The 21,502-nt window shown below is 44.9% G+C and carries 22 protein-coding genes and 1 pseudogene; 9 read left to right on the forward strand and 14 right to left on the reverse strand.

Features of this window, described 5'->3' with window-relative positions; genetic code table 11:
* Nucleotides 1-159 carry a hypothetical protein gene (locus tag MKY50_RS12130; RefSeq protein ID WP_032679889.1) on the forward strand — a complete coding sequence of 53 codons (159 nt, stop codon included), beginning with the start codon at nucleotides 1-3 and terminating at the stop codon, nucleotides 157-159.
* Here the strand turns inward: MKY50_RS12130 and MKY50_RS12135 are convergent.
* From MKY50_RS12135 to MKY50_RS12155, 5 genes and pseudogenes are all read right to left on the reverse strand, one after another.
* Entirely contained in the window at nucleotides 156-542 is a 387-nt protein-coding gene (locus tag MKY50_RS12135) for a VOC family protein (RefSeq protein ID WP_080287617.1), read from the reverse strand. The two genes, MKY50_RS12130 and MKY50_RS12135, sit on opposite strands and share 4 nt — an antisense overlap.
* Nucleotides 543-546: 4 nt before the next feature.
* Complete coding sequence (gene coaA / locus MKY50_RS12140; protein ID WP_014480189.1) at nucleotides 547-1,506, reverse strand: type I pantothenate kinase; 960 nt, start codon at nucleotides 1,504-1,506, stop codon at nucleotides 547-549.
* Nucleotides 1,507-1,577: 71 nt separating this feature from the next.
* Nucleotides 1,578-2,924 (reverse strand): D-serine ammonia-lyase, encoded by a 1,347-nt coding sequence (dsdA, locus tag MKY50_RS12145; RefSeq protein ID WP_003230387.1) that lies wholly within the window; start codon nucleotides 2,922-2,924, stop codon nucleotides 1,578-1,580.
* A 75-nt stretch (nucleotides 2,925-2,999) separates the two neighbouring features.
* Complete coding sequence (locus MKY50_RS12150) at nucleotides 3,000-3,779, reverse strand: SDR family oxidoreductase (protein WP_032722073.1); 780 nt, start codon at nucleotides 3,777-3,779, stop codon at nucleotides 3,000-3,002.
* 5 nt (nucleotides 3,780-3,784) lie between these two features.
* Nucleotides 3,785-4,743: pseudogene (locus tag MKY50_RS12155) on the reverse strand (MBL fold metallo-hydrolase).
* A 404-nt stretch (nucleotides 4,744-5,147) separates the two neighbouring features.
* Here MKY50_RS12155 and proC point away from each other — a divergent pair.
* Complete coding sequence (proC, locus tag MKY50_RS12160; RefSeq protein ID WP_106073537.1) at nucleotides 5,148-5,984, forward strand: pyrroline-5-carboxylate reductase; 837 nt, start codon at nucleotides 5,148-5,150, stop codon at nucleotides 5,982-5,984.
* Nucleotides 5,985-6,023: 39 nt separating this feature from the next.
* Here proC and MKY50_RS12165 read toward each other — a convergent pair whose 3' ends face one another.
* Nucleotides 6,024-7,667: a M20/M25/M40 family metallo-hydrolase gene (locus MKY50_RS12165; protein WP_229762716.1), complete on the reverse strand. Its 1,644-nt coding sequence runs from the start codon at nucleotides 7,665-7,667 to the stop codon at nucleotides 6,024-6,026.
* A gap of 171 nt (nucleotides 7,668-7,838) precedes the next feature.
* Between MKY50_RS12165 and namA the strand changes: the two genes are divergently transcribed.
* Together namA and MKY50_RS12175 are read left to right on the forward strand one after the other, a co-directional pair.
* Complete coding sequence (gene namA / locus MKY50_RS12170; protein WP_003230377.1) at nucleotides 7,839-8,855, forward strand: NADPH dehydrogenase NamA; 1,017 nt, start codon at nucleotides 7,839-7,841, stop codon at nucleotides 8,853-8,855.
* 109 nt (nucleotides 8,856-8,964) lie between these two features.
* Nucleotides 8,965-9,726 (forward strand): alpha/beta fold hydrolase, encoded by a 762-nt coding sequence (locus MKY50_RS12175; protein ID WP_003230373.1) that lies wholly within the window; start codon nucleotides 8,965-8,967, stop codon nucleotides 9,724-9,726.
* Nucleotides 9,727-9,769: 43 nt separating this feature from the next.
* On the opposite strand, the gene rpmG is transcribed toward MKY50_RS12175, so the two are convergent.
* Both rpmG and rnz read right to left on the reverse strand, forming a co-directional pair.
* Complete coding sequence (gene rpmG, locus MKY50_RS12180; RefSeq protein ID WP_003226511.1) at nucleotides 9,770-9,919, reverse strand: 50S ribosomal protein L33; 150 nt, start codon at nucleotides 9,917-9,919, stop codon at nucleotides 9,770-9,772.
* A gap of 81 nt (nucleotides 9,920-10,000) precedes the next feature.
* On the reverse strand, nucleotides 10,001-10,924 hold the full coding sequence (gene rnz, locus MKY50_RS12185) for a ribonuclease Z (protein ID WP_134991284.1): 924 nt from the start codon (nucleotides 10,922-10,924) through the stop codon (nucleotides 10,001-10,003).
* Nucleotides 10,925-11,150: 226 nt separating this feature from the next.
* Here rnz and zwf point away from each other — a divergent pair, with 226 nt between their 5' ends.
* A complete protein-coding gene (gene zwf / locus MKY50_RS12190) occupies nucleotides 11,151-12,620 on the forward strand; it encodes a glucose-6-phosphate dehydrogenase (RefSeq protein ID WP_341116734.1) in 1,470 nt (489 codons plus the stop codon).
* Nucleotides 12,621-12,744: 124 nt separating this feature from the next.
* On the opposite strand, the gene gndA is transcribed toward zwf, so the two are convergent.
* Together gndA and MKY50_RS12200 are read right to left on the reverse strand one after the other, a co-directional pair.
* Nucleotides 12,745-14,154, reverse strand: coding sequence for an NADP-dependent phosphogluconate dehydrogenase (gene gndA, locus MKY50_RS12195; protein ID WP_003230365.1), 1,410 nt, complete (start codon nucleotides 14,152-14,154; stop codon nucleotides 12,745-12,747).
* Between the two features lie 109 nt (nucleotides 14,155-14,263).
* Nucleotides 14,264-15,508, reverse strand: a complete 1,245-nt coding sequence (locus MKY50_RS12200) for a DNA polymerase IV (RefSeq protein WP_015251756.1) — start codon at nucleotides 15,506-15,508, stop codon at nucleotides 14,264-14,266.
* Nucleotides 15,509-15,580: 72 nt separating this feature from the next.
* Here MKY50_RS12200 and mifM point away from each other — a divergent pair, with 72 nt between their 5' ends.
* From mifM to MKY50_RS12215, 3 genes are all read left to right on the forward strand, one after another.
* Nucleotides 15,581-15,868 (forward strand): membrane protein insertion/folding monitor MifM, encoded by a 288-nt coding sequence (gene mifM, locus MKY50_RS12205; RefSeq protein ID WP_010886563.1) that lies wholly within the window; start codon nucleotides 15,581-15,583, stop codon nucleotides 15,866-15,868.
* A gap of 30 nt (nucleotides 15,869-15,898) precedes the next feature.
* Nucleotides 15,899-16,726, forward strand: a complete 828-nt coding sequence (locus MKY50_RS12210; RefSeq protein WP_003230359.1) for a membrane protein insertase YidC — start codon at nucleotides 15,899-15,901, stop codon at nucleotides 16,724-16,726.
* Between the two features lie 183 nt (nucleotides 16,727-16,909).
* On the forward strand, nucleotides 16,910-17,638 hold the full coding sequence (locus MKY50_RS12215) for a YqjF family protein (RefSeq protein WP_341116736.1): 729 nt from the start codon (nucleotides 16,910-16,912) through the stop codon (nucleotides 17,636-17,638).
* 40 nt (nucleotides 17,639-17,678) lie between these two features.
* On the opposite strand, the gene MKY50_RS12220 is transcribed toward MKY50_RS12215, so the two are convergent.
* Genes MKY50_RS12220 through mce form a run of 3 tightly spaced genes read right to left on the reverse strand, consistent with a single transcriptional unit; the run spans nucleotide 17,679 to nucleotide 20,750 of the window.
* On the reverse strand, nucleotides 17,679-18,794 hold the full coding sequence (locus tag MKY50_RS12220) for a tripeptidase T (protein ID WP_003230352.1): 1,116 nt from the start codon (nucleotides 18,792-18,794) through the stop codon (nucleotides 17,679-17,681).
* A gap of 17 nt (nucleotides 18,795-18,811) precedes the next feature.
* Nucleotides 18,812-20,335: an acyl-CoA carboxylase subunit beta gene (locus MKY50_RS12225; RefSeq protein WP_116316686.1), complete on the reverse strand. Its 1,524-nt coding sequence runs from the start codon at nucleotides 20,333-20,335 to the stop codon at nucleotides 18,812-18,814.
* Nucleotides 20,328-20,750, reverse strand: coding sequence for a methylmalonyl-CoA epimerase (mce, locus tag MKY50_RS12230; RefSeq protein ID WP_004399095.1), 423 nt, complete (start codon nucleotides 20,748-20,750; stop codon nucleotides 20,328-20,330). The genes MKY50_RS12225 and mce overlap by 8 nt, the downstream gene beginning before the upstream one ends.
* A gap of 89 nt (nucleotides 20,751-20,839) precedes the next feature.
* Here mce and prli42 point away from each other — a divergent pair, with 89 nt between their 5' ends.
* Nucleotides 20,840-20,932 carry a stressosome-associated protein Prli42 gene (prli42, locus tag MKY50_RS12235; protein WP_003226489.1) on the forward strand — a complete coding sequence of 31 codons (93 nt, stop codon included), beginning with the start codon at nucleotides 20,840-20,842 and terminating at the stop codon, nucleotides 20,930-20,932.
* A gap of 19 nt (nucleotides 20,933-20,951) precedes the next feature.
* Here the strand turns inward: prli42 and MKY50_RS12240 are convergent, their stop codons facing one another.
* Nucleotides 20,952-21,482 (reverse strand): L,D-transpeptidase, encoded by a 531-nt coding sequence (locus tag MKY50_RS12240; protein ID WP_017696449.1) that lies wholly within the window; start codon nucleotides 21,480-21,482, stop codon nucleotides 20,952-20,954.
* Between the last annotated feature and the right edge of the window lie 20 nt (nucleotides 21,483-21,502).

Here is a 21,502-nt window from a genome sequence, read left to right on the forward strand (position 1 = left end):
ATGAATATAGGTGATGTGATGTTTCAGCTGTTTGTATTTATTATATTTGCCGCTGTCATCTTTGCGTCTGTTACAGGCTTCAAGTATGCGAAAAACCGAAAAGCGCAGCTGGATCGCATTGAGAAAAAGCTGAACAGCCTGTCCGAAGATCACGATTAACAGCTTGGGGCAACGAGCTCTACCTTAATCCGGTCCGGATCCTCACAATAGACTGCATAATGCCCGTCTCCTCCGGCAAAAGGATGCCTGTCTCGGTACAACACACGATAACCTTTTGCCGTCAGTTTTTCAGTCATCTGATCGACTTGAAGCTTGGATTCAGCATGAAATGCGAGATGGTTCAGACCGACTCGGCATCTATGGTATTCCGGCTCTAGAAATGGCTCTTTCGCCTGCACAATCACTAGGTAAAAACGATCTTTCTTCCAGCTGATGCCTGAGCTCCATTTTTGATACTCTTTATAACCAAGTTCTTTTAAGAACCAGCCCCAAAACCGCCTAGACGCCTCCAAATCAGAGACATACAGTTCAATATGATGCACAATTTCATACCCTCCTTACCAGCACTTCCTCGACCTTATGCCCGTCTCCCTTACGCAAAATGAGATCTGACCTGAATTTAGTCGGCAAAATATTTTCATATAAATTCGGCCGGTTGACACTCTCCCAAATCGAGGCTGCCATCTCGTCAGCCTCCTGATCGGACAAGTCTTTAAATTTATGAAAATATGAATCAGGATTTTGAAAAGCTGTTTCCCGAAGCAGGCGAAAACGCTCTAAATACCAAGTGAAAATCCGGCTTTCCTCCGCATCCACATAAATCGAAAAATCAAAGAAATCGGAAACAAAAATACGCGGGTTTTCCCGGTCATCCTCCAAGGTGGGCGACTGAAGAACATTAATGCCTTCAATAATCACAATATCCGCCTGTTCTACAACCTCGAACACACCTTCCTCGCGGTCATAGGTTAGATGGGAATACACCGGGGCCTTTACGCTGTCCTTTCCTGATTTTAAGTCATTCAAAAATTCGAGCAGCGCCTTTACATCATAGCTTTCAGGAAACCCTTTTCTAGACATCATATTTTTCTTTTTCAGCTCGGCAGTAGGAAATAAAAAACCATCTGTCGTGATAAGGCTCACTTTTGGACGGTCAGGCAAACGCGAAAGCAGCTTCTGCAAGATCCGCGCCGTCGTGCTTTTTCCGACTGCGACACTGCCGGCAATGCCGATAATAAACGGAATTTTGGCTGAATGTGGGTGCTTCAAAAAAACATTGACATGCTTATTGCGTTCAGCCGCAGACTTGACATGCAAATGAAGCAAGCGAACAAGCGGAATATAGATTGTTTCCACTTCTTCAACAGATAAATAATCATTCAATCCTTCCACAGCTTTTGCCTCTTCTTCAGATACAGCAATCGACAAATGCCCCCCAAAACCAGACCAAGACGCCCGATTGTGCTGTGTATATAAAGTATGTAGGTTAAGTTCTTTATTTTTCACTGTTTACACCTGACTCTCTGTAGGTTAAAACCCTTACAAAGATTGTAACGGAAAACCTTTTCACTGTCTGCTTATTTTTCATTTCGTTTTTTTAGCAAATCAGCACCAATTCGGTTATACGCAGCCATTTCATCTTTTGGAACCATGCTTCCTCCCGTTCCCCAGACGACATGTACGGCATGTTCCATCTTATATTTCTGACCATAGCGCCTTCCCTCTTCTGTCGAAAAAAGCTGAACCGGCCCGAACATGCCCGCAAGAGCAGAGGGCTCTAAATATTTATCTTCAGATACAGCCAGCATATGAAGCAAAGTATAAAGCGTATTGTCCTCTACCGTATAACAGCCGCTCAGAAGCGGTTCAATCAGCTTGCCGACAAATCCTGACGGCCTCCCTACGGCAAGTCCGTCAGCAGCAGTCTGATTATCCAGGCCGATATCCTGGACGGAGATCTTCTGGTGAAGTCCTGAATAAAGCCCTAACAGCATACAAGGTGAATGAGTTGGTTCTGCGAAAAACACATGAACATCATCTCCGTATAAAAGCTTCAGCCCAAATGCTACACCGCCCGGTCCTCCGCCGACTCCGCACGGCAGATACACAAACAAAGGCGTCTCAAGACTCGGCTGTATATTCATACAGTCAAGTTGTGTTTTTAATCGGCTTGCAGCAACAGCATATCCTAAGAACAGCTGACGAGAATGTTCATCATCAATAAAATAACAGAATGGATCTTGTTCCGCCTGCCGTCTCCCTTCGTTGACCGCTTCGCTGTAATCTGTTTCGTACTCCATAACAGTGACTCCCTTTTGGCGGAGGAGATCCTTTTTCCACTGCTTAGCATCGGCGGACATATGCACTGTCACGCGAAACCCGAGTGCCGCGCCGATGATGCCGATGCTTAAACCCAGATTTCCTGTCGAACCGACAGCAATCGAATAGCGGGAGAAAAACCCGGTAAACCGCTCTTCCTGTAAGATGCGGTAATCATCGGTTTCCCGAAGCATTCCTTCTTGAAGCGCGAGATTTTCAGCATGCTTTAACACTTCATAAATCCCGCCCCTCGCTTTAATCGATCCTGAAATCGGAAGCTCATGGTCGCACTTTAAAAGCCATCTTCCCGGAAATGGCTGCTGATATGCCGCTTCCAGCTTTTCCTTCATATGCTGAACCTCAAAAAGCGGAGACTCGATGATTCCTTTAGCGCCTTTCGTCTCAGGAAACACCTCGGCAATGTAAGGTGCAAACCGCCGCATTCTTTTTTCCGCTTCCGCTATCTCGGTTGTCCACTCATCTGCACGGGGTAATGGCCCCTCTTTCTTGCCTGAATTTGCCCAGAATACAGGCTCTGCATCAATCAGTTTCTGAATAAACGGATCTTTAAGCAGAGCATGAAGGACTTCTGAATGAACTGACATTCAACAATCTCTCCCTTCCACTATCAAAAACTGCCCCGTGAGAAACAAGCCACTCCACTACAGGCAGTTCCATCATTATTTTTTCATGAGCGCGCGTCCTGCCAGCTTTTCTACAAGAGCTGGAAACAGCTGATACAGCTTAGTGCCGGCATTCATTAAACGCGGAAGATTGATCTCCCGCTTGTTCGTAAAAATTGCAGCTGTAATTTGAGCTGCTACGTCATCAGGATCAAGCATCCAGCGGCCGACATTTTTGGCGTAGTCCCCGCCTTTATCAGCAATGGAAAAAAAGTCCGTCTGAATCGGTCCCGGGTTGACTGTTGTCACATAAATGCCGGTTCCCGAAAGCTCCATCCGCAAAGCGTTTGAGTAACCTAACACGGCATGCTTGGTCGCGGAATACAGGCTCGACTTCGGTGTTGCGATTTTCCCCGCTTGAGAGGCGATATTGATGATATGGCCCTTTTTTTGCTCAAGCATTTGCGGAAGCACCGCTTTTGTACAGGCGATCAGGCCGAAGACATTCACATCAAACATCGCTTTCATGTCATCCAATGTAGAGTCTAAAACCGTTTCAAATATACCGAAGCCTGCATTGTTAATCAGTACATCAATCGAGCCGATCTGATCGCGGACCCGGGCGATATCCTCTAGGCGGCCGACATCCAGAGGAAAAATCTCACACTGTCCGCTCCATTCCTCGGTTATTTTCCTTTTGATTTCTATCAAACGATCCTCGCGTCTAGCAGACAGCAGGACATGGGCTCCTTCAGCCGCGCATAAGTATGCGATTCTTTCTCCAAGCCCTCCTGAAGCGCCGGTTATCCAAATCCTTTTTCCCGCTATATGTTTCACCCATTTCACCTCTTCATTGTTTTAAAGTATGCGGTATTTCCTTCCCAATATGACGTGATGGCTTCTTCAGCCTCCAACACATCAAGGTGACCTGCCGTTTCTGACATCGTTAAAAACAATTCCTTTTCATATACAGCAGGAAAAAGCTGCTGACAGACCTGAAAAGCGGTCATCGGCTTTTCATCCAGCATGCGACGCACATCCTCCGTCCTGTTCCTCTGCTTGTCAAAACGCTTCTCAATCAGCGCTTGTACACTGGTGATAGGCTCGCCGTGACCAGGAAATACGATTGTTGGATCAAGTTGAGACAGCCTTCGCAATGACCGCTGATAATCCACTAAAGGCTTTGACCTAACGTCTCCCGCTTTCGGCGCTTCCAAAATCGGATTAGACGAGCTGTTTGCCAGCAGTAGATCGCCGCCAAGCATCCTTCCGCTTTTTTCATGGAACAGAACGATATGCGATTCAGCATGTCCAGGCATCTCCAACACAGACCAGCCCTCAAGCCCATCTATGCCCATACCTTCTCTGATTGATTTTGTCAGAGATCTCGTACAGGAAAATGCGTACGCTGATCGAATCAGCTTTTCCGCCTTCCCCGTATCAAATGGAACGCCTAATTCAGGCAGCAGCTTTTGAAAAAAACGTTTTTGCCAATCCATAAAGGCTTGATTTCGGCTGATATAAGGTTCGTTGAACGCATGCCCAATCACTTCGATTTCATCTGAAAAGACATAAGCAAGCCTGCATGATCAGCATGATGGTGAGTCAGTACAACCTGCTCGATATCTGACATTTTCACATTTACAGCGGCAAGCTGCTCTTGTAGGGCTCTGGCAGCCTCTTTTGTATTCGGCCCGGCATCGATAAGTGTCAGTGCATCACCTTTTACGAGGTAAACGATAACATCGCCGACAGCAAACGGCGTCGGGACGCGGATCGCAATTACATCTTCAGTTGTCATCCTTTCGCTCCTTGTCTTCATTCATTATTCATATTTTAGCTTTTTCTCGGTCTTGTGTCATTATTGCAGAATGAGAACAAACCTTTTTGAAAAAGCTATTGACATTAGCTTGTCCGCCATTGCATAATGAACAACAAACTAAAACGAGAACCATTGGAACGCTATGACGAGGAATAGTATACAAGGCAATGGCCTAAGAGAGCGATACCCCCGGCTGAAAGGTGTTGCGGCCCGCTTGTTTGTAGAACCTGCCCTCAAGTCGCGGTTAGGAAAACCTAAACGTTTCCCGCGTTACGGGGATTTGAGCTGAGCACAATTTGTGCTAATGAGGGTGGTACCGCGAACCTTTTCGTCCTTTACGTGATGAAAAGGTTTTTTGTTGTTCTGATAGAAGGAGGATATCAATGAAAAAGATAGGATTTGTCGGCGCCGGGTCAATGGCAGAAGCAATGATCAACGGCATTTTGCAAAGCGGCATCACAAAACCAGAACATATCTATATTACAAATCGCTCAAATGACGAGCGTCTGATTGAATTAAAGGAAACGTACGGCGTGCGTCCATGCAGAGATAAAAATGAGTTTTTCACTCACACCGATATCATTATCCTCGCTTTCAAACCGAAAGACGCGGCGGAAAGCATCGACAGCATACGGCCGTATATCAAGGACCAGCTTGTCATTTCAGTACTTGCAGGCCTTACCATCGAAACCATTCAGCATTATTTTGGCAGAAAGCTCCCGGTCATTCGCGTCATGCCGAATACATCAGCGGCAATCAGAAAATCAGCAACCGGATTTTCCGTAAGCGCTGAAGCAAGCCAGAATGATATTAGTGCCGCAAAAGCTCTATTGAAAACAATCGGTGATGCAACACTGGTTGAGGAGCGAGATCTTGACGCTGTCACTGCAATCGCAGGCAGCGGCCCGGCCTATGTGTATCGTTATATTGAGGCGATGGAAAAAGCGGCACAAAAAGTAGGATTAGATAAAGAAACGGCAAAAGCACTCATTTTGCAGACAATGGCAGGGGCAACAGATATGCTCCTTCAAAGCGGCAAACAGCCGGAAAAGCTGCGTAAAGAAATCACCAGTCCTGGGGGCACTACAGAGGCAGGTCTTCGCGCTTTACAGGACTCCCGCTTTGAAGAAGCAATTATTCACTGTATTGAAGAAACAACTAAACGGAGCGCAGAAATCAAAGAACAGTTTGCCGTTGCCGCCTTAGAGAGACATTCTTAGATGTAAGACAAAAACAGAAGGCACTGTGCCTTCTGTTTTTTATTTTTCCCGCAGCAGCTGGCCGGCAGATTCTGATTGCTTTAATAGCGCGGAGATCGTAAATGAAAGCAAATCGGGAAGCACTTCAAAGGAATAAGGCATATACAATCTTTCCGTCCATTTATGCGGGTCTTTACCAGCCGGACCGACATTTAAAACCGGAACATATAAAGCCTGATTTTTACCGCTTGGCAATGAATATCCTCTGTTAAAGAGCGGCATATTGCTTGTGTATGCATCAACCTCCTGTTTTTCCAGCTGAAGATAACTCAAGTCCGAAAGTCCGGGGAAGTACTGAACCTCCCGTAATGCAATGCCGTATCGCTCAGCCGCATAATGCTTTATCTGATCTGCTGTATTTCTGATCAATTGATCATCCTTTGAAGAAACAGCTGGATAAAGCGGCGGACTATAAAACAGAACGATGAGCGGCGCATCCTCCTTACAAAGCGAAGCAAGCTCAGAAACAATTTTCGTCGAAAAATCCCTGTCTCCAAGCTCCCCCCTGTTAGCAAAGGCATAATTTAGAGCCCGCTCTGTTTCTGAGATCCCCGCACGCTTTTTTGCACGCGAGACCAGCTCATCAAATGTCAAAACAGTGACGTCCCGCTCAATCGGCTGAAATGGCTCAAATTGTTGAAAATCCTGTGTTTTCTTCCGAACGTTCGACATGATTTCCTCCGCCGCCTGTTCTGCTGTTTTAAGCAGCATCTGATGCAGCTCACTAGCTGAGCGTTTCATTGACAGCACATTAAATAATGTGACGGCTGTATGCGGTGTCTGGACTGAATATGCCTCTTTCAAGTCCTTTTGCATTAAGTTTACCGGTGGCGGAGTGACCTCGCCATCAACCTTTTCACAATAATCAGCATTCAGTTCAAGCAAACGGTTAATCTCAGATACCATTAAATTTGCGTTTAGGCCTGAAAACGGCTCTCCAACATGTGTCTCAATCCCCTTGCAGAAAAAACCCGCAAGCACCTTGCCAATGCTTCCTGTATAAAAATATTGCTGCTGATCGCCGGGAAATTTTTCAAACATCGGTTCGGCATTCAGGCAAGCGGTTAATGTGATATCATGCTTTTTCTCCATTTCCTTCAATGCAGGAACCGCTTCAATCATGCCTCTTGAATTCACTTCCTCATCCGGAACCGTTATCAACAGCAGATTGCCCTCAAAATGCCCGTTCATTGCCCTCTCCAGCATCGACAGTTGAACACAAAGCCCCGCTTTCATATCCATCGTCCCTCTTCCGAACAGCCAGTCTCCGCTTTCGGCATCTCTTCTCACACGTTCCGGGAGCAGCTCTTTTTTCTCTAAAAAGGAGCTCAAAAGCTCAGCAGGCTTGCAAGCCATATGTTTAAATTCGCCGTAATCTTCTATGTCAACGACATCAAAATGACTCAGCAGAAGCACTGTCTTTTTGACATTCTTCTTTTTGACTAGAGCCGTAAGAAAAGATCTGCCATCGTCCATCGGATGAAGTGTTACATCATCAGGGTGCTTTTGAAAATGGGGCTTGTCCTTCAAAATAAAATAAAGATACTCTGCAAGCGCTGCCTCGCCCTTTGAACCGGTGATGCTTTCGTATTGCACAAGAGAAGTTAAAAGTGCCAGCAATTCGTCCTTCGTCTGCCAATTCATTGATTCCGCCCCTCCTATGAATAAAAATGCTTCTATACTGAAAAATAAACTGATTTCTCGTCTATTATACAGAAATGTTTGACAAAAGCGGTTCATTTGAGCAGTTTATATGACGGGAAAGAAATGACTTGATATAATCAATCTCTAAAAACCTTACGGGAGGCGAAAGAAATGGCCAGAAAATTATTTACACCTATTACAATTAAAGATATGACGTTAAAAAACCGCATTGTCATGTCGCCAATGTGCATGTATTCTTCTCATGAAAAGGACGGAAAATTAACACCGTTCCACATGGCACATTACATATCGCGCGCAATCGGCCAGGTCGGACTGATTATTGTAGAGGCGTCAGCGGTTAACCCTCAAGGACGAATCACTGACCAAGACTTAGGCATTTGGAGCGACGAGCATATTGAAGGCTTTGCAAAACTGACTGAGCAGGTCAAAGAACAAGGTTCAAAAATCGGCATTCAGCTTGCCCATGCCGGACGTAAAGCTGAGCTTGAAGGAGATATCTTCGCTCCATCGGCGATTGCGTTTGACGAACAATCAGCAACACCTGTAGAAATGTCAGCAGAAAAAGTAAAAGAAACGGTCCAGGAGTTCAAGCAAGCGGCTGCCCGCGCAAAAGAAGCCGGCTTTGATGTGATTGAAATTCATGCGGCGCACGGATATTTAATTCATGAATTTTTGTCTCCGCTTTCCAACCATCGCACAGATGAATATGGCGGCTCACCTGAAAACCGCTATCGTTTCTTGAGAGAGATCATTGATGAAGTCAAACAAGTATGGGACGGTCCTTTATTTGTCCGTGTATCTGCTTCTGACTACACTGATAAAGGCTTAGACATTGCCGATCACATCGGTTTTGCAAAATGGATGAAGGAGCAGGGTGTTGACTTAATTGACTGCAGCTCAGGCGCCCTTGTTCACGCAGACATTAACGTATTCCCTGGCTATCAGGTCAGCTTCGCTGAGAAAATCCGTGAACAGGCGGACATGGCTACTGGTGCCGTCGGCATGATTACAGACGGTTCAATGGCTGAAGAAATTCTGCAAAACGGACGTGCCGACCTTATCTTTATCGGCAGAGAGCTTTTGCGGGATCCATTCTTTGCAAGAACTGCTGCGAAACAGCTCAATACAGAGATTCCGGCCCCTGTTCAATACGAAAGAGGCTGGTAATGCCCATAAGAGATATCCTGTAGAGGATATCTCTTTTTTTATTTTTAGAGAAACGATCGGCTAAGGTTCTCCGTCTCCCTAGTAGAACCAATTAGAGGAGATGACTCCAATGAAATCAGCTTGGATGGAAAAGACATATACAATTGACGGATGTGCGTTTCATACACAGCACCGGAAAGGATCAAGCGGTGTAACGATTGTCTTTGAGGCCGGCTATGGTACTTCTTCTGAGACGTGGAAACCATTAATGGCGGACATTGATGATGAATTTGGCATTTTCACATATGATCGGGCAGGCATAGGAAAAAGCGGGCAAAGCAGAGCTAAACGAACAGCTGATCAACAAGTGAAAGAATTGGAGAGTTTGCTTAAAGCAGCTGATGTAAAACCTCCTTATTTGGCTGTTTCACACTCATACGGAGCTGTCATCACCGGTTTATGGGCCTGCAAAAACAAGCATGATATTATCGGCATGGTCCTTCTTGACCCAGCTTTAGGCGATTGCGCCAGCTTTACCTTTATACCCGAAGAAATGCACAAATCACATACGAGAAAGATGATGCTTGAGGGCACACATGCAGAGTTTTCAAAAAGTCTGCAGGAGCTCAAAAAGCGGCAAGTCCACTTAGGAAACATGCCTCTTCTTGTGTTGTCATCAGGAGAACGGACTGAGAAATTCGCTGCTGAACAGGAGTGGCAAAACTTGCACAGCAGCATATTGTCTCTATCTAACCAAAGCGGCTGGATTCAAGCTAAAAACAGCTCCCACAACATCCATCATGATGAACCTCATATCGTTCACTTGGCTATTTATGACGTATGGTGCGCAGCGTGCCAGCAGGCCGCTCCTCTTTACCAGGCAGTCAATTAACGTAAAAAAAGACCGGGCCGTAAGGGATTCCCGGTCTTTAATATTATTTTGTTTCACGGTGAAGGGTATATTTCTTTAAACGCGGTGAATATTTTTTCAGCTCCAAACGGTCTGGATTGGTGCGTTTATTTTTTGTTGTGATGTAATTTCGGTCTCCCGTTTCAGTGCAGGCTAAAGTAACATTTACTCTCATAATTAACATCTCCTTATAAAGCGTAATGATTACGTTTTATTATACAACGTCATCACAAATTGTCAAATAAGAGCTCCGCCTTCAGCCTCGCGGGACGTTTACCTCTAAGAAATCATATGCCGCCACGCTATTGGGGAAAACGTCAACCGCTTCTTTTTGAAGCTCCAAAGAAGCATCTCCCTGATATCTTGCGCTGATATGGGTTAAAATGAGCTGCTTCGCTCTTGCTTCTTTCGCTGTTACAGCCGCTTGTTCCGTTGTACTGTGATAATAATCATAAGCAAGTTTACGGTCTTCCTTAGCAAAGGTTGCTTCATGAACAAGCACATCACAATCCCTCGCAAGCTCTTTTAGTTTGTCACTTACTCTCGTATCACCGGAGAACACAACAGATCTTCCCTTTTTGGGAGGCTCCAGAAAATCATTCCCATTGATAATTCGTCCGTCTTCAAGCGTTACCGTTTCGCCTTTTTTGATTTTCTGATATACAGGTCCGGGCGGGATGTTCATTTCTTTTAATACATCAGCCTTCAAGGAACCCGGTACGTCTTTCTCCTGCACACGGTACCCGAAGGCTTCCACTCCATGAATAACAGATGCCGCTGTGACAATAAACTTATCGTCCTCAAACACGATTCCTTCTTCAATTTCCTGGATCGCAAGCGGATATGTCAAATGGGTCTTCGTGACGGCAAGGCTAGTTTCAATAAACGCCTTGATCCCTTTAGGTCCGTACACTGTCAGCTCGTCCTCTCCGCCTTGAAAGGAACGGCTCCCCAGAAGCCCCGGAAGTCCGTATACATGATCGCCGTGCATGTGTGTAATAAAGATTTTCTCTATTTTACGAGGTTTAATCGTTGTATGTAAAATTTGATGCTGTGTGGCTTCCCCGCAGTCAAAAAGCCATACCGAACGCCTTTCTTCAAGCAATTTTAATGCCACCGACGTTACATTTCTCGCCTTGGCGGGAATGCCGGCTCCCGTCCCTAAAAAAAGTAATTCCACGTTTCCTTCCTCCTACTAGAACCAGATACCTACAAGAATACAGGATCAAGCTCAAAATGTGAATCTTGCCTCTGAAAAGAACAATCCTTTCGTGCTAGAAACATTTTTTCAGCATTCTGCTTAAAAAAGGGCTTAAATGTTTGCTTTCGTTGAATTTTAGATTTAAAATGAAGGAAATATACGGGGTGTACTAAAATAAAGCTTCGAATAAAGTGAGGTACTTTTAGTGAAAACAAACCAACAACCAAAAGCAGTAATTGTCATATTCGGTGCAACTGGAGATTTAGCAAAACGAAAATTGTATCCGTCTATTCACCGTTTATATCAAAACGGACAAATCGGAGAAGAGTTTGCAGTGGTAGGAGTTGGAAGAAGACCTTGGTCTAATGAGGATCTTCGCCAAACTGTTAAAACATCCATTTCCTCATCTGCAGATAAGCATATAGATGATTTCACGTCTCATTTTTACTATCACCCGTTTGACGTGACAAACCCTGGTTCTTATCAAGAGCTAAACGTATTGCTTAACCAGCTGGAAGATACATATCAAATTCCTAACAACAGAATGTTCTACTTGGCAATGGCTCCTGAATTCTTTGGAACGATTGCAAAAACATTAAAATCAGAGGGTGTAACAGCTACAACCGGCTGGTCCCGCCTTGTCATCGAAAAACCGTTCGGCCATGATCTGCCAAGCGCACAGGCATTGAATAAAGAAATCCGCGAAGCATTTACGGAAGATCAAATTTACAGAATCGACCATTATCTAGGCAAACAAATGGTTCAGAATATTGAAGTGATTCGATTTGCCAATGCGATTTTCGAACCGCTTTGGACAAACCGCTACATTTCAAACATTCAAATCACATCTAGCGAATCACTAGGCGTTGAAGACCGCGCAAGATATTACGAAAAATCAGGCGCCCTTCGCGACATGGTGCAAAACCATATTATGCAGATGGTTGCCCTTCTTGCAATGGAGCCGCCTATCAAATTGAACACAGAAGAAATCCGCAGCGAAAAAGTGAAGGTGCTGAGAGCACTGCGTCCTATTGCAAAAGACGAAGTGGATGAATACTTTGTGCGCGGACAATATCAAGCTGGTGAAATTGACGGTGTATCGGTTCCTGCTTATACAGATGAAGATAATGTCGCTCCTGACTCCAATACAGAAACCTTTGTTGCCGGCAAGCTCCTGATCGACAACTTCAGATGGGCTGGTGTTCCATTCTACATCAGAACCGGAAAACGAATGAAAGAAAAGTCCACAAAAATTGTCGTTCAATTTAAGGACATTCCGATGAACCTGTACTACGGTAATGAAAACAACATGAATCCGAACTTACTTGTCATTCATATTCAGCCTGACGAAGGCATTACGCTTTACTTAAATGCTAAAAAGCTTGGCGGAGCAGCACACGCACAGCCAATCAAACTCGATTATTGCAGCAATTGCAATGACGAGTTGAACACCCCTGAAGCATATGAAAAACTAATTCACGACTGTCTCCTTGGCGATGCAACAAACTTTGCACACTGGGATGAAGTTGCCCTTTCTTGGAGCTTTGTCGACTCTATTTCTGAAACATGGGCAGCAAACAAAACCTTATCTCCTAACTACGAATCAGGCTCAATGGGACCGAAAGTATCTGATGATCTTTTGGCGAAAGACGGCTTACACTGGTGGAATATATAATAAGAAGAAAAAAGCCGAAAATGTTTACAAGCATTTTCGGCTTTTTTGCAGCTGTCACAGAGGTATAGCACTCTCATTAATAACAAAACCCCCGAAGCTCTATAGCTTTGGGGGTTTCTATTGATTACTTCATCCATTCAGTATGGAAGATGCCTTCTTTGTCAGTACGCTCATAAGTATGAGCGCCAAAGTAGTCGCGCTGTGCTTGGATTAAGTTTGCAGGCAGTACGGCTGTGCGGTAGCTGTCATAGTAGGCTAATGCGCTTGAGAATGATGGCACCGGCACACCTTGGGCAACTGCAAGTGAAATCACTTGGCGAAGCGCTCCTTGATAGCTTTCTACAATATTCTTGAAATAGCTGTCAAGAAGCAGGTTGTCAAGCTCAGGCTCGCGATCGTAAGCTTCTTTGATCTTCTGAAGGAATGCCGCGCGAATGATGCAACCACCGCGGAAGATCATAGCGATTTCACCATATTTCAGATCCCAGTTGTATTCTTCAGAAGCAGCTTTCATTTGGGCAAATCCTTGCGCGTATGAACAGATTTTACTCATGAACAACGCTTTTCTGACCGCTTCAATCAGCTCTTCTTTATTTTCTGTAACAGGCTTCACTTCTGGTCCTGAAAGAAGTCCGCTCGCTTTTACACGCTCTTCCTTCATAGCTGAGATAAAGCGTGCGAATACAGATTCAGTAATAATCGGAAGCGGAACGCCTAAGTCAAGTGCGCTTTGGCTTGTCCATTTTCCTGTTCCTTTTTGGCCTGCTTTATCAAGAATCACATCAACAAGCGGTTTGCCTGTCTCTTCGTCTTTTTTTGTGAAGATGTCAGCCGTAATCTCAATCAGGTAGCTATCAAGCTCACCTTTATTCCATTCAGCGAAAACTTCATGAAGCTCATCAGCAGAAAGGCCCAGCACCTGTTTCAGAATGAAATATGATTCAGAGATCAGCTGCATATCTCCGTATTCAATTCCGTTGTGCACCATTTTTACGTAATGGCCGGCGCCGTCCGGACCGATATATGTCGTACAAGGTTCTCCGTCAACTTTTGCAGAAATGGCTTCAAGAATCGGTTTTACAAGCTCATGTGCTTCTTTTTGTCCGCCAGGCATGATAGAAGGTCCTTTAAGCGCCCCTTCTTCTCCGCCGGAAACGCCTGTTCCGATAAAATGAATGCCGCTTTCAGCGAGTTCTTTGTTACGGCGCTGTGTATCCTTATAGTATGTATTACCGCCGTCAATTAAAATATCATCCTTCTCTAGATGAGGAAGAAGAGATTGAATTGTCGCATCTGTTGCAGTTCCCGCTTTAACCATTAATAAGATTTTGCGCGGTGTTTCCAAGGATTGGACAAATTCTTCAATGCTGTAAGTGCCAACAACATTTTTTCCTTTTGCCTCCTGTAAAAACTCCTCAGTTTTACTGCTTGATCTGTTGTAAACAGAAACAGAAAATCCCCGGCTTTCGATATTTAAAGCCAGATTTTTACCCATGACCGCAAGTCCGATAACGCCGATTTGTTGTTTTGACATATTCTAACGTCCCTTCTGCAAACGTTTAATCATTTTAAAATTTAAATTAAAATAAAATGATATTTATAATAAAGAAATTACCATACATTCACCCTTTTTTTCAAGCGATTCAGCTTTTCTTTTCATCTTGAAAAAAATCTTTATTAAAGCTTGTTCCCTTTGTTTTGCTCTCCTCTTTTTTTAACGTTGCCCCTTTTCTGATCAGTTTGGTACCGTACTTTTTATTCAACTTTTCCATCATCTGCTGAATGGGCTCATCCTTCGCATCCTCATTAAAGCTGAACAAATCGAGCTGTTTATAGGCCTGCTCTTTTTCTACTAAATCCGTTCCGGTAATGCCAAGCAGCCTGACAGGATTTTTATTCCAATGTTTAAAAAAGAGGTGCTCCGCTTCTTTCAAAATGTCATTTTTTTGATCAATCGGGTTTCTCAGCGTAGTGCTTCTTGTGATGGTTTTCCAATCCGCATATCTAATCATAATAAAAAGCTTCGAAGCCATGACTTCCTTGCGCTGTAAACGGTCACTCACAGAAGCGGCAAGCTTTCTAAAGACGCCTAACAGCTCTTCTTCATCACTGGAATCATGGGAAAGTGTCGATGAGTTGCCGACGCTTTTAAATTCGTAAATGCGCTCCGGGTCAACCGGCGCATGGTGAATGCCATTTGCTTTATTTTTAAGGCGCGGACCGTTGATGCCAAGCAGGCGCTTCAGCGAGTGTTCATCAGCTGCAGCTAGCTCTCCGATTGTATGGATGCCGAGTCCCTTCAGTTTTTCCGCTGTCTTTTTGCCGACTCCGTGCATCTCTCCAACAGGAAGCGGCCACAGGATATCAGGCACTTGCCTCTTTCTTAAGATCGTAATTCCAAGCGGTTTTTTCATATCAGACGCCATCTTAGCGAGAAATTTATTCGGCGCAATCCCTATGCTTGACGGGAGCAGCAGCTCTTTTTGCAGCCTGCTTTGGATTTCTTTTGCCGTCTCTAGAGCGCGGCTGCTGTATGGTGTATCGGTCATGTCCATATAGCCTTCGTCGATGGAGACAGGCTCCACCAGGTCAGTATATTCACGAAGAATGGTAAACATCGCTCGTGAAGAGTTTCTATAGCGGTCAAAGTTCGGCGGAAGAACGATGAGCTCAGGACAATGGCGCTTCGCTTGCCAAACCGGCATCGTTGTTTTGACGCCGCGCGCTCTTGCTTCATAGCTGCATGTTACCACAATGCCCTTTCGCTCTTTTACGTTTCCGGCAACTGCGACCGGCTTTCCCCGGAGAGCCGGATCATATGCCATTTCAACCGACGCATAAAAGCTATTCATATCAATATGGAAAATAATTCGGCTCTTTCCCGGCATAAACAAATCTCCTTTTCGGTCATTAGACAACAGCTTGTACATATAGTAAAATGAAGCTATTGAATGGATGTGATGACAATGTTTGTGGAATCGATAAATGACGTTTTATTCTTAGTCGATTTTTTCACAATTATTCTTCCTGCTCTAACGGCAATCGGGATTGCATTTCTCTTACGGGAGTGCCGTGCGGGCGAGCAATGGAAATCAAAACGAACAGATGAACATCAGACGGTCTTTCACATTAACCGAACAGACTTTCTTATTATTATATATCATCGCATTACAACTTGGATACGTAAAGTCTTCCGCATGAATTCGCCTGTGAACGATGAGGAAGACGCCGGTTCTCTTCTTTTATAAACCGCATTTATAAAAAGGAGGAGAACAAAATTGTTAAAAACATATCAAAAACTTTTGGCTATGGGTATCTTTTTGATCGTATTATGCTCGGGCAATGCTGCATTTGCAGCGACTAATCAGGTGGGAGGCCTCAGCAACGTAGGTTTTTTCCACGATTATTTAATCGAACCGTTTTCCGCTCTGCTTAAGGGTGTTGCCGGGCTGTTTCACGGAGAATACGGACTCTCTATTATCCTCGTAACCATTATTGTGCGTATAGTTGTATTGCCTTTGTTTGTCAATCAGTTCAAAAAACAGCGCATCTTCCAAGAGAAAATGGCCGTTATTAAACCTCAGGTTGACAGTATCCAGGTTAAGTTGAAAAAGACGAAGGACCCGGAAAAGCAAAAAGAGCTGCAAATGGAAATGATGAAGCTGTATCAGGAGCATAATATCAACCCGCTTGCGATGGGCTGTCTTCCAATGCTGATTCAGTCTCCGATTATGATTGGGCTTTATTACGCGATTCGCTCAACACCTGAAATTGCGTCACACTCGTTTCTATGGTTCAGTTTAGGGCAATCTGATATTCTCATGTCCCTTAGTGCAGGGATTATGTATTTTGTCCAAGCCTATATCGCTCAAAAACTGAGCGCGAAATATTCCGCTGTCCCGCAAAACCCTGCGGCGCAGCAATCCGCAAAATTGATGGTGTTCATCTTCCCTGTGATGATGACGATTTTCTCGCTTAATGTTCCGGCAGCCCTTCCGCTGTACTGGTTTACAAGCGGACTGTTTTTGACAGTGCAAAACATCGTCCTTCAGATGACGCATCATAAAAGTAAAAAAACAGCCGCTCTTACTGAGTCGGTGAAATAAAAAAGCAACCCCGCGCGAAAAGCCGGGGTTGTTTTTTTGTTACTTGCAAAGCATACCGCACCAAACAGTCTTGTTTATCATGGCTGAAGCAGAAATGGCTATCCTAAAAAAACAGCCGTACCGTTTAAAAAGAAGGAGATCGGGAATACCTTTACTCACCTCCATATGAAAGGAGCATGTACGTTGACGGAACGCTTTCAGCAAAAAAATGTTTCTGTACCTGAAGGAATCTGGATTATGAGACAAACCTGGAATGATGTCTTATTTGCCCACTGGCCTGTTGATGTTTCTATCCTTCGCGCTTTGGTACCGTCCGTTTTAGAATTAGATACATATAACGGGCAAGCTTGGATCAGCATGCTTCCCTTTATGCTCACGAACCTGAGGGCGCGTTATCTTCCTGCCATTCCCGGTGCGCGTGCATTTCCTGAGCTTAACCTCCGCACCTATGTCACGTATAAAGGCAAGCCCGGCATTTATTTTTTTAGCTTAGATGCCGATCATCGGCTGGCCGCCCTTGGCGCTCGCACATTCTTTCATCTGCCTTATTTTTACGCGGATATGAAGTCCGAAAAAAACGGTGATGCCATTGACTATGTCAGCAAGCGGAAAAATGACAAAGAAGCAGCATTCCACGCCGCATACCGGCCCATTTCAGCGCCTTTTACAGCAGAAAAGGATTCGCTCGATTACTGGCTGACAGAACGATACAGGCTCTACACCACTTATCGCAATAAGCTCTATTACGAAGACATCCATCATCATCCGTGGCTGCTGCAAAACGCCGAAGCAGAAATTTCAGTCAATACGGTGACTGATGCTCACGGTATTACATTGCCGGAGTCAGACCCCTTGCTTCATTATGCTAAAAAACAGGATGTGTTATTTTGGCCGCTTAGGAAATGGAGCTAAAAAAACCCGATGCGGGAAATCGCACTCGGGTTTTCTTTTTTTATTTTGCCGCCTCTTCAATAATGGCAACAACCATTTCTGCCGTTTTAACGAGCTCTTCGATCGGCATTTTTTCATTTTTTGTATGGATTTGCTCATAACCGACAGCAAGATTGACCGTCGGGATGCCATGACCAGCGATTACGTTCGCGTCGCTTCCGCCGCCGCTCGTTTGCAGCTCGCTTGGACGTCCGATTTTAGCAGCCGCTTTTTTCGCGATTTCAACAACTTGGTCGCCGTCTTGATATTTAAAGCCCGGATACATAACCTCAATTTCGACTTCTGCGCGTCCGCCCATATCAGCAGCTGCCTCTTCAAAAGCAGCTTTCATTTTTTGAACCTGAGCTTCCATTTTCTCAGGAACTAAAGAGCGCGCTTCAGCAAGAATATGAACTTCGTCGCACACAATGTTTGTTTGTGTGCCGCCTTCAAACCGGCCGATATTAGCTGTTGTTTCTTCATCGATACGGCCCAATGGCATTTTTGAAATGGCTTTGCTAGCAATTGTAATCGCTGAAATGCCTTTTTCAGGTTCAACCCCGGCGTGAGCGGTTTTCCCGAAAATTGCCGCTCTTACCTTCGCCTGTGTCGGCGCGGCCACAATGATATTTCCAACTTTTCCGTCTGAATCAAGGGCATAGCCGTAGGATGCAGTGATCATAGAACGGTCAAGAGCCTTCGCTCCGATCAGACCCGATTCTTCCCCTACTGTGATGATGAATTCAATCGTGCCGTGTTCAATGTTTTCTTCTTTCAGCACCTTAATCGCCTCAAACATTGCAGCCAATCCCGCTTTATCATCAGCGCCTAAAATCGTCGTGCCGTCAGTTTTGACGTAACCGTTCTCTACAACTGGTTTTACGCCGTTTCCGGGTACAACTGTGTCCATATGAGATGTAAAATAGATCGTATCTGTTTGTTTTGTCCCTTTTAGCGTGCAAATCAGGTTACCGGCTCCGTGGCCCGTGATATCCATTGTATCGTCTTCTTTAACGTCCACACCTAAATCAGAAAATTTTCGTTTCAGCACTTTGCAGATTTCAGCTTCGTGCTTTGTTTCTGAGTCAATTTGGACAAGCTCTAAAAATTCTTCCAGCAGGCGTTTTTCATTCACCATTTGTAAGTCCCTCCATATTAAAGCGGTATGTTACCGTGCTTTTTTTTCGGTCTCTCTTCTGTCTTATGTGCAAGCATATGAAAAGCTTGAATCAGTTTTCCCCTTGATTCTTCCGGCAAAATGATGTCATCGACCATTCCACAAGCGGCCGCTTTGTATGGGCCGGCGTTTTGCTTTTTGTATTCAGCTGTTTTTTCGCGTTTCGTCTTTTGCGGGTCAGTTGAAGCTTTGATTTCCTTTTCATACAAAATCGATGCCGCACCTTCTGGACCCATCACTGCGATTTCAGCATTCGGCCATGCAAACACAAGGTCCGCTCCGATCGCTTTGCTGTTCATGGCCACATAGGCGCCGCCGTACGCTTTTCTAATGATGAGTGTGACTTTTGGGACAGTCGCTTCAGCATAAGCAAACAATAATTTTGCTCCATGCCTGATGATTCCATTGTGCTCTTGCTGAATACCCGGCAGAAACCCCGGGACATCTTCGACAGTCAATAGCGGGATATCAAATGCGTCACAAAAACGGATGAACCTTGCTGCTTTATCAGCAGCGTCAATCGTCAGGCTTCCCGCCAGATGCTTCGGCTGGCTCGCCACGATGCCGATTGCTTTTTCACCCAGCCTTGCAAACCCAATGACGATGTTCTTCGCAAAAAATGGCTGAATCTCAAAAAAAGATTGCGGGTCAGCCAGCTCCCTAATCACCTTCCGAACATCATAAGGCTTTGTCGTATCAGCAGGGACAAGACGGTTTAATAACGGTCTGGACGCCTCTTTCTCTGGCTTCGGCTCTGTTGTCCGGCCATTCAGCGGCAAATAAGACAGCAGTTTTCTCACCCCTGTCAGAACCTCCTTCTCCGTATGCCCGGAAAAGTGGGCGTTTCCGCTGACGGCATTATGTATCCCCGCTCCGCCTAAGCTCTCCGCATCAACCTGTTCCCCTGTCACTTTTTCAATCACCTTCGGGCCGGTAATAAACATCCGGCCGGTCTGTTCAGCCATAAATATAAAATCTGTGAGTGCCGGAGAATATACAGCGCCTCCAGCGCACGGCCCTAAAATAACCGATATTTGCGGAATGACTCCGGAATATAAGACGTTTCGGTAAAATATGTGACCGTATCCATCTAATGATAACACACCCTCTTGAATTCTCGCACCACCTGAGTCATTCAGCCCGATAATCGGCGCCTTATTTTTTGCTGCCAGATCCATCAAAGCGCAGATTTTCCTGGCATGGGTTTCGCCAAGCGCCCCTCCGTACACTGTGAAGTCTTGCGCAAATACATAAACTGAGCGACCGTCAATTGTGCCGTACCCTGTCACGACCCCATCCCCTAACATGCGCTGTTCTCTTGTTAACACTTGACTTTCCATGAAGGGGTGTAATTCGATAAAGCTGTCCTGATCTAGAAGAAATATGATCCTTTCCCGAGCAGTGAGCTTGCCCTTTTGCCGCTGCTGAGCCAGCTTTTCCCGTCCTCCGCCTTCTTCTGCCTGCTTGCGTTTCGTGTATAAATGATCCATGTGCTCATTCATGCTCATTGTGTTGGTCTCCTTTCGGTTCACAAAGCTCTACAAGAACACCGTTTGTTTCCCGAGGGGAAATAAACGCGATCTTTTTCCCGTTCGCTCCCTGTCTTGGAAACCTGTCAATCAATTGAACATGCTGATCAGACAATGCTTGAAGCTGTTCAGATAGGCAGTTGCACAAAAACGCAATATGATGCAGTCCCTGCCCTTTCTTCTCCAAAAATAAATGGACGGGGCTGTCAGCTGTCAACGGCTCTATCAGCTCAAGTTTGACGCTACCAGCTTGAAAAAAAGCAACATTCACCTTTTGCTCTTCAACCGTTTCTTGATGAAGAAATGCAAGCCCCAATACATTTTCATAAAAGCTTCTTGCATCTTTTATCGAAAAAACGGCTATCCCGATATGGTCAAGCCTGTTCATTTTCATCCCTGCTTTCGCTAATAGATATCGCTTGTCCGCCCATTCAAAACACGCTAAAATATAGACAGATTGTTTAAGGAGTGAAAATCATGTCTCAAAAACTGATGAAAAGCGTTTTGATCGTGATTTTGGGAGTTTTTATTCTTTCAACTGTACTCTCAGGAATCGTCATGTTTCTATAACGATAAAAAAGCAGGCGCCTTATTCAATGGGAATATCCTGCTTTTTTATCAGAGCTTTATGCTCGATGGCAATCTCCTCAAAAGAGCGGTTGTCGTCCGTGATCAGTACTCTCGTTCCTATTGGTATCGTTTGAAACAAATGAACGACCTCATCGTTATGCATACGTATACAGCCGTTAGACACAAATTTTCCTACTGATTCCTCTCGGTTTGTCCCATGAATTCCATAAATCCGCCCGTCCGTTCCTTTCGCGTCAAATCCGATCCATCTTGCCCCAAGCGGGTTATCAGGAGATCCCCCTTCAATATTTTTCTTTCTGTAGTAAGGATTTTCCGCTTTTACCGTTACCGAAAACTCTCCTTCAGGCGTCAAATCATCTGTTTTTCCAGTCGCCACACTATACACGCCTTCTACTTTGTTGTCGAGGATAACAGCAAGTTCATTTGTTCGCTTGTTGACAATAACATACGGATCACCCGGCAGCGGATTTTCGCCGAGCGGCCAAATCGGTGAAATCATCATGAAAATCGAACATAAGAAAAAACGCATAAACTCCTCCTTTTTCATTA

Origin of the sequence: Bacillus sp. FSL R7-0685, assembly GCF_038002425.1 — a bacterium.
GTDB classification, from domain to species: Bacteria; Bacillota; Bacilli; order Bacillales; family Bacillaceae; genus Bacillus; species Bacillus subtilis.